The sequence below is a fragment of the Mesorhizobium sp. M7A.F.Ca.US.007.01.2.1 genome (assembly GCF_003998165.1).
Taxonomy (GTDB): domain Bacteria; phylum Pseudomonadota; class Alphaproteobacteria; order Rhizobiales; family Rhizobiaceae; genus Mesorhizobium; species Mesorhizobium ciceri.
In genome coordinates, this window is the sequence record NZ_RZQP01000274.1 from 1 (window position 1) to 7,464 (window position 7,464).

Consider the following 7,464-nt stretch of genomic DNA (forward strand, 5'->3'; position numbering starts at 1 on the left):
CTATGCGGTGTCGGGGCTGGGTGCGGAGGCGTGGCTCGACCGGCTGCTCGCCTGCCGATTGCCGAAGGCGGGGCGGGCCGGCCTGGCGCCGATGCTCGGCCATGACGGACGGCTGAAGGGCGACCTCACCGTCTTCAACTGGGGCGGCGGCTCTTATTGGCTGATGGGCTCCTACTATCTCCGGGAATTCCATATGCGCTGGTTCGAGAGCCATGCGGCGGAGGGCGTCACCATCGCCGACCTCTCCGACACGATGAGCGGCTTCCTGCTCACGGGGCCGAATGCGCGGGAGATTCTGGAGCGCACGACGCATCAGGATGTTTCCGGCGCAGCATTGCCGTTCATGGCCTGTGGCGCATTCGACATCGGTATGGTGCAGGCACGTGTGGCGCGGCTGTCGATCGCGGGCGAACTCGGCTTCGAAATCAGTTGCCCCGTGACCATGCACGCCACGTTGCGCGACACGCTGCTGGCTGCGGGCGAGGATCTGGGCCTTGCTGAAATCGGCTACTATGCGCTCAATGCGCTGCGGCTGGAGAAGAGCTTTGGCATCTGGTCGCGTGAATTCACGCAAGGCTATACGCCGGGCCAGACCGGTCTCGACCGCTTCATCGCTTTCGGCAAGAGCGACTTCATCGGCCGCGAAGCAGCGTTGAAACAGCGGGAGGCCGGCAGCGGCCAATGCCTGGTGACGCTGGAAATCGATGCGCTCGACGCCGATGCCAGCGGTTTTGAGCCTGTCTGGCATCAGGGCCGACGCGTCGGCTTCGTCACCTCGGGCGGCTATGGCTATACGGTCGGCAAGAGCCTGGCGCTGGCTCTGGTCGACCGCGATTTCGCGGGCGAGGGCACCGCGCTCTCCGTGCATGTCGTGGGTGAGGAACGGCCGGCGCGTGTCGTCGCGGCCTCGCCCTACGATCCCCTGGGCAAGGCAATGCGGCAATGAGGAGGATTTCCGATGGTCGATGACGCGGCACGGGACGGCAGGCGCGAGCGCCGGCGTGGACGCACGGGCGAGGCCGGTAGCGAAAGCAGCCGCCGTCCCAATTACCATTCGCTGAAGAACCCGTTCCTGCCGCAGCCGATCTTTTCGGACGACCAGGCGGCTTCGATCCACGACACGGCGCTGCGGGTGCTGGAAGAGCTCGGCATCAAGGTGCTGCTGCCGCAAGCGCGTGAGCATTTTGCCAATGCCGGCGCCCTGGTCGATCCAGACACCGACATGGTGCGCATCGGCCGTGACATGGTGACGGCGGCACTCGCCTCGGCGCCGAAGTCGATCCACGCTTACGCCGGTTCGCGCGCCCGCGATCTGACGCTGGAGCTCGGCTCGATGACCTTCCTGGCCGGGTGCGGGGCGCCGAACGTCACCGATCTCGAGCGCGGCCGGCGGCCGGGAACACTGGCGGATTTCGAGGATCTGATGCGGCTGGTGCAGCATTTCGATGTGCTGCATATGCTGGGGCCCTGCATCGAACCGCAGGATGTCGACAACCGCTTTCGGCACTATGCCGTCAACCGCGCGCAGTTGACGCTGTCGGACAAGCTCCCGTTCGTCTTCGCGCGCGGAACGCCGCAAGTCGAGGACGGGTTCGAGATGCTGCGGCTGGCGCGCGGCTTGTCGGAAGAGGAGTTTCTGGCAAGCGCGCATTGCTACACCGTCATCAACACCAACTCGCCGCGTCAGCTCGACATTCCGATGGCGCAAGGCATCATCGATTTCGCTCGCGCGGGGCAGGTCTCCGTCATCACGCCGTTCTGCCTGGCGGGCGCCATGGCGCCGATAACGGTCGCCGGCGCGCTGACGCTGCAGCATGCCGAAGCGCTGGCCGGGCTGACGCTGGCGCAGATCGTGAGGCCGGGTGCGCCGGTCGTCTACGGCTCGTTCTCCTCCAATGTCGACATGAAATCCGGCGCGCCCGCCTTCGGCACGCCCGAGCACGTCAAGGCGACGCTGGGCGCCGGCCAACTGGCGCGCTTCACCGGGCTGCCTTGGCGGTCCGGCGGCGGCAGTGCGGCCAACATCTCCGACGCACAGGCCGCGCACGAGACGCAGTTCGCGCTGTGGGGCTCGGTGCTGGCCGGGGCGACGATGTGCATCCATGCTGCCGGCTGGCTGGAGGGCGGCCTCAGTGTCTCCTTCGAGAAACTGATCACCGACATCGAGGCGCTGCAGACGGTGGCTGAACTTTGTGCTGCGACGCCCGGCGACACCGACACGATTGGTTTCGAAGCTATCGCCGAGGTGCAGCCGGGCGGGCATTTCTTCTCGGCCGGCCACACCATGGCGCGCTATCGCACCGCCTTCTATGAACCGCTGGTGGCCGACTGGTCGAATTTCGGCAACTGGACGCAAAGCGGCTCGAAGACGGCGAGCGAGCGCGCCACCGGCGTCTGGAGGCGGGTGCTTGCCGATTTCGCGCCGCCGACCTCGGCCGTCGCCACATCAGGCGTGCTGGACGAGTTCATCGCGCGGCGCACGGCAGAGGGCGGAGCAGCGCCGGTGTCTTGAGGCTGGCTCCCGCTGATCGCCCTGGTTGTGGCGTGATCCGGAACCTATAGCGCCTCCCGCGCATTCAAGGCTGCGGCCGGTGCACTGCGCACCGGTGTGCTGTTTGAGGGGAGGACGACATGGGTTTCGACCAGTATCACGAACCGCCTGAAGAACTGTCGCAGGAGGTGCGGACCTTTGCCCGCATGATCACCTCGCTGATCGAGGAGGCGGAAGCGATCAGCTGGTACGAACAGCGCATGTCGGTGGAGAAGGACCCGCAGGCGCGCGCCATCATGAAGAACGCGCAGGGCGAGGAGTTCAAGCATTTCGGCATGGATCTCGAATTCCTGCTGCGCCAGAAGAAGGACTGGCGCGCGGAACTGAAGGAAATCCTGTTCACCACGGGCGACATCGTCAAGGCCGGGGAGCGGGGCGAGAAGAAGGTGGACTAGGGTATGTCGATATTCAGGTGAGGCCGGCCTGCAAACGACGGCTTTCTGCGCTTCCGGTGCTCACGGACCCGAATGTCCGCTCCGCTCCGGTTCTCAAAAGCCATCATTTTCGGCTCGGCCTGACCTGAATCTCAACACACCCTGGCTCAGCGTTTGACAAATTCGCCAGGTCCTGCTGCTGCGATTAATCGCTGTCGCGCGCGACCAGTTCCAGCGGCCAGACCTCGCGGATGATCCGCGGACCCTCCGGGCCGGCGAAGGCGGGAAGCGACGCCAGCAGCATTTCCGCGAGCCGTTGTCCCATCGGCTCCAGCGCCGGGCGGAAGGCGGTCAGGGCTGGCGAGAAATAGCGGCAGAGCGGCGTGTCGACGATGACGGTCACTGCCATGTCGTGACCCGGCCTGATACCCATCTCTGCCAGCGCCTTGCAGCCGCCCAGCGCCATCGCGTCATTGTTGAAGATGATGGCGGTCGGCGGAGCCTTGGAGCGCATCACCTGCGGCGTCACCCCGTAGCCGCCGGCCTCGTTGATGAAGCCGGACGCGATCAGCTCGGGGTCTACCTCGATGCCGTGCCGCCGCAAGGCCTTGCGATAGCCGACCAAAAACAGATAGCCGAAATTAAGGTCGAGCGACGGGCGGACGGCGGCGATGCGGCGGTGGCCGCGCGCCACGAGGCGGTCGACCGCGTCGGCGCCGGCCTTCTCGAAATCGAGGTCGAGGGAAGGGTAGGACTTGGTTCCGGAGCGGCTGCGGCCGAGCGTGGCGAAGGGAAAGCCGGCCTGGGTGAGATAGTCGATGCGTTCATCCTCGCGCCGCGTCCAGGCCAGCAGCACCGCATCGGCGCGGCGCGTCTCGACGACGCGGCGCAGGCGCTCCTGCTGGTAGTCGCCCGGCGCGCCCATGACCACGGTCAGGTCGAGCCCGCTTTCCGCAAGCCTGGCCTGCAGCCCGATCAGGAACGGAATGAAGAACGGCTCGCCATATTGCTGGTCGCCCGGATGCGGCTGCAGCATGAAGGCGATCGAATGGGTGGCGCCTTGCCGCAGACTGCGGCCGGACTGGTTCGGCGAATAGTTGAGCGTCCTGGCCGCCTCGAGCACGCGCTGGCGCGTGTCGGCATTGACGTCGGCGCGGCCGTTCAGCGCCCGCGACACCGTGCCGATCGAAATGTTCAGGTGACGGGCAAGGTCATGAATGCTGGATGCCAAGTGACTGTACTCCCCTTGCTTGGCTAGCACCGGTAGCCGCTCAGGCCAAGGCGACAGGACGATTTTCACGAGCGGCCAATTGACATTCTACGCCTTCGGGTGTGTTCTCGTAAACGTTTACGGAAAAACGTTTACGGTCATGCCGTGGATGCCGTGACGATCGGTCTGGAGGGACCGAGCGGAGGAGGAGCGCCGGATGATCAATGCCGTCCTGGTCGGTTGCGGAGCGATGAGCAAGGCCTGGCTCGATGCCGCGCAGCAAGTCGACGGGCTCGCCATTGTCGGCCTTGTGGATCTCGATGCCGACAGGGCACGGGCGAGGGCGCAAGAATACGGCCTCACCAATGCCGTCATCGGCAGCAATCTCGACGCCGTCCTCGATCAGATCAAACCGCAAGCGGTGTTCGATGTCGTGGTTCCCGCCGCCCGGCGCGCGGTCGCGCTGTCCGCCTTTGCGCACAATTGCCATCTGCTGACGGAAAAGCCGCTCGCCGACAGTCCGGAAAATGCGCGCGCCATCGTCGAGGCCGCGCGCCGCGCCGGGCGCATCCATGCGGTCGTGCAGAACCGCCGCTATGTCGCCAATGTCAGGCGCATCCGGAGGTTCCTGGACTCCGGCGCCATCGGTGCGCCGACCAGCATCCACGCCGACTTCTTCGTCGCGCCGCATTTCGGCGGTTTTCGCGAGGAGATGACCCATGTGCTGCTGCTCGACATGGCGATCCACACCTTCGACGCCGCTCGCTACATGGTGAATGGCGAGCCGGCCGGCGTCTATTGCCAGGAATGGGAGCCGGCCAGTTCCTGGTACAGGCAGGGATCTTCGGCCAGCGCCGTCTTCGATCTCGGCGACGGCAAGGTCTTCACCTACGCCGGCAGCTGGTGCGCGGCCGGCTTCCGCACCAGTTGGGAAAGTGCATGGCGCATCGTTGCCGAGCGCGGCAGCCTCATCTGGGACGGTCATGACGATTTGAGGGCAGAAGCAGTGATGCCGGGCCGCGAGGGAATGTTCGACAAAACCCAGCCGATCGAGGTGCCGCCGCTCGATGCGTCCGATCGCGTCGGCGGCCATCTCGGCATTCTCCAGGATTTCATGCACGCCATCGAGACCGGCACCGAGCCGGAAACGCGCGGCGGCGACAACATCAAGAGCCTGGCCATGGTTTTTGGCGCCATCGAAAGCGCCGAGACCGGCCGCCGCGTGACAATCGCAGAGGAAGCACAATGACGCCGAACCCGCTTCTCGACATCCGGATCGGCACCATGGTGCGGGCCAATCTCGACGACCCGGCGGCTTACATCAAGCAGATCCTGCCGCTCGGCTTCGAGAGCATCCAGCCCTTCTTCTGGCAGACGCTTGGCGGCAAGGATTTGCCGCGGCTGGCCGGCCAGATCCGCGAGGCGATCGGCGATGCCGACGTCACCGTGTCCTCGCTCGGCGTGTTCGGCAATCCGCTGGAAGACGGCGAGGTCGATCGCGGCGTGCTCAAGGCCTGGGAGACGGTCATCGACAATGCGCATCTGTTCGGCACCTCGATGGTCAGCGGCTTCACCGGCCGCCTGCGCGGCAAGAAGCTGACCGACAGCCTGCCGCGCTTCAAGGAGGTCTGGGGACCGCTGGCCAGACGCGCCGCCGACAAGGGCGTGCGCATCGCCTTCGAGAACTGCGCGATGGACGGCAACTGGGCCGCCGGCGACTGGAACATCGCCCACAATCCGGACGCCTGGGAGCTGATGTTCAACGAAGTGCCGGACGACAATCTCGGGCTGGAATGGGAGCCCTGCCACCAGCTCGTCTATCTGATCGATCCGATGCCGCAGATCCGCAAATGGGCGCCGCGCATCTTCCACGTCCACGGCAAGGACGCGACGGTGCGCTGGGATGTCATCCGCGAGCATGGCGTGTTCGGCCGGCTGCCCTTCGTGCAAATGCGAACGCCGGGCTTCGGCGACAGCGACTGGACGCGGGTGATCAGCGAATTGCGGCTGGCCGGCTACAAGGGGGCCATCGATATCGAAGGTTGGCACGACCCGGTCTATCGCGGCGACCTCGAGATCACCGGCCAGGTGCGGGCGCTGGAATATCTCAAACAATGCCGGGGAGGGGCCAGCTACCTGCCGAACCCGATGTGAGGATCGGCCGGCGGGAGGAGCCGGCCGGGATGTCTGCAACGCACATTGCCGAAGCGAATGTCGAAACCCCTCGCTTGCGAGGACAAAAAGGGAGGATAAGTGCATGAGCATGACGATGAGAAGGACAGTTCTGCGCTCGACCGTCGTGGCCGCCGCCACGGTGCTTGCCGCTGCGATCTCCACCTTGCCCGCGCAGGCGCTCGACGCCAAATGGTGCAAGGACGTCCACATCCGTTTCTTCGTCGGCGGCGCCGAGGGCGACGCTTTCGGCACCATCGTCTACAATGGCGCCAAGCAGGCAGAGGCCGATCTGGGGCCGAAGGTCGACTACATCTTCTCCCAGTGGGACATCGAAAAGATGGTTCAGCAACTGCGCGAGGCCGTCGCGGTCAAGCCCAACGGCATCGCCATGATGGGCCATCCGGGCGACGCATCGATCATGCCGCTCGCCGAACAGGCGCACAAGGATGGCATCAAGATGATGTACCAGAACGTGCCTGTGCCGAAGGTGGTGGAAGCGTTCGGCGGCGGCTATGTCGGCGCCCAGCAGGAACAGCAGGGCCGCGCGCTCGGCGCCGAGGCGTTCAAACTGGGCAAGCTGAAGGCCGGCGACAAGGCGATCATGATCGGTCCGTTCGAAAACGAAAGTCGCGGCGCGCGCGAACGTGGCACGGTGGCGGCGCTCAAGGAAGCCGGCGTCGAGGTCATCCAGTTGTCCTCACCGCCGAGCGGCGAATGGGCGTCCGATCCCAACCTGGCCATTCCGGTGATCACCGCGGCGCTGCTCAACAATCCCGACGTCAAGGCGGTCGGCTATCCCGGCGGGCAGATGCTCGGCAATGTCTCGACCTATATGCAGGCGGCCGGACGCAAGGCGGGCGAGATCTTCAATTTCGGCTTCGACACCAGCCCGCAGATCGTCGAGGGTTTCAAGGGCGGCTGGGTGCAATTGACCGCCGACCAGCAGCCGTTCCTGCAGGGCTATCTGCCGATCCTCAGCCTCTGCCAGCAGGTTGTGCTGGGGCTGGCGCCGATGAATGTCGACACCGGCGCCGGCTTCGTCACGCCCGAAAATTACGAGATCGTCGCTGAGCTCGCCAAGCAGGCGCTGCGCTGACCTCCCAAGCCGCCGGCCGGGATCTCAGGCCCCGGCCGGCGGGACCGCTGGCGACGAC

7 protein-coding genes are annotated in these 7,464 nt (G+C 65.6%); 6 read left to right on the forward strand and 1 reads right to left on the reverse strand.

What is annotated here, in order from left to right:
• The 3 genes from EN949_RS30730 to EN949_RS30740 form a co-directional block, all read left to right on the forward strand.
• A partial coding sequence (locus tag EN949_RS30730) for an aminomethyltransferase family protein (protein WP_164782590.1) occupies positions 1–946 on the forward strand: 946 nt, incomplete at its 5' end.
• 12 nt (positions 947–958) lie between these two features.
• Positions 959–2,512, forward strand: a complete 1,554-nt coding sequence (locus EN949_RS30735; protein WP_063168293.1) for a trimethylamine methyltransferase family protein — start codon at positions 959–961, stop codon at positions 2,510–2,512.
• Positions 2,513–2,631: 119 nt separating this feature from the next.
• On the forward strand, positions 2,632–2,946 hold the full coding sequence (locus EN949_RS30740; RefSeq protein WP_013530988.1) for a hypothetical protein: 315 nt from the start codon (positions 2,632–2,634) through the stop codon (positions 2,944–2,946).
• A gap of 184 nt (positions 2,947–3,130) precedes the next feature.
• On the opposite strand, the gene EN949_RS30745 is transcribed toward EN949_RS30740, so the two are convergent.
• Complete coding sequence (locus EN949_RS30745) at positions 3,131–4,156, reverse strand: LacI family DNA-binding transcriptional regulator (RefSeq protein ID WP_063168292.1); 1,026 nt, start codon at positions 4,154–4,156, stop codon at positions 3,131–3,133.
• Between the two features lie 196 nt (positions 4,157–4,352).
• Between EN949_RS30745 and EN949_RS30750 the strand changes: the two genes are divergently transcribed.
• The 3 genes from EN949_RS30750 (at position 4,353) to EN949_RS30760 (ending at position 7,406) form a co-directional block, all read left to right on the forward strand.
• Entirely contained in the window at positions 4,353–5,384 is a 1,032-nt protein-coding gene (locus EN949_RS30750; protein WP_127366918.1) for a Gfo/Idh/MocA family oxidoreductase, read from the forward strand.
• The gene (locus tag EN949_RS30755; RefSeq protein WP_013530991.1) at positions 5,381–6,289 is read left to right on the forward strand and encodes a sugar phosphate isomerase/epimerase; all 909 of its coding nucleotides are present in this window, start codon (positions 5,381–5,383) and stop codon (positions 6,287–6,289) included. The genes EN949_RS30750 and EN949_RS30755 overlap by 4 nt, the downstream gene beginning before the upstream one ends.
• A gap of 103 nt (positions 6,290–6,392) precedes the next feature.
• Positions 6,393–7,406, forward strand: coding sequence for a substrate-binding domain-containing protein (locus tag EN949_RS30760; RefSeq protein ID WP_013530992.1), 1,014 nt, complete (start codon positions 6,393–6,395; stop codon positions 7,404–7,406).
• Positions 7,407–7,464: the final 58 nt, after the last annotated feature.

Excerpts from the sequence above, each read along its gene's own strand:
- EN949_RS30755 (WP_013530991.1), top strand. The coding sequence starts at position 5,381 with ATGACGCCGAACCCGCTTCTCGACATCCGGATCGGCACCATGGTGCGG.
- EN949_RS30750 (WP_127366918.1), top strand. The coding sequence starts at position 4,353 with ATGATCAATGCCGTCCTGGTCGGTTGCGGAGCGATGAGCAAGGCCTGG.
- EN949_RS30760 (WP_013530992.1), top strand. The coding sequence starts at position 6,393 with ATGAGCATGACGATGAGAAGGACAGTTCTGCGCTCGACCGTCGTGGCC.
- EN949_RS30740 (WP_013530988.1), top strand. The coding sequence starts at position 2,632 with ATGGGTTTCGACCAGTATCACGAACCGCCTGAAGAACTGTCGCAGGAG.
- EN949_RS30735 (WP_063168293.1), top strand. The coding sequence starts at position 959 with ATGGTCGATGACGCGGCACGGGACGGCAGGCGCGAGCGCCGGCGTGGA.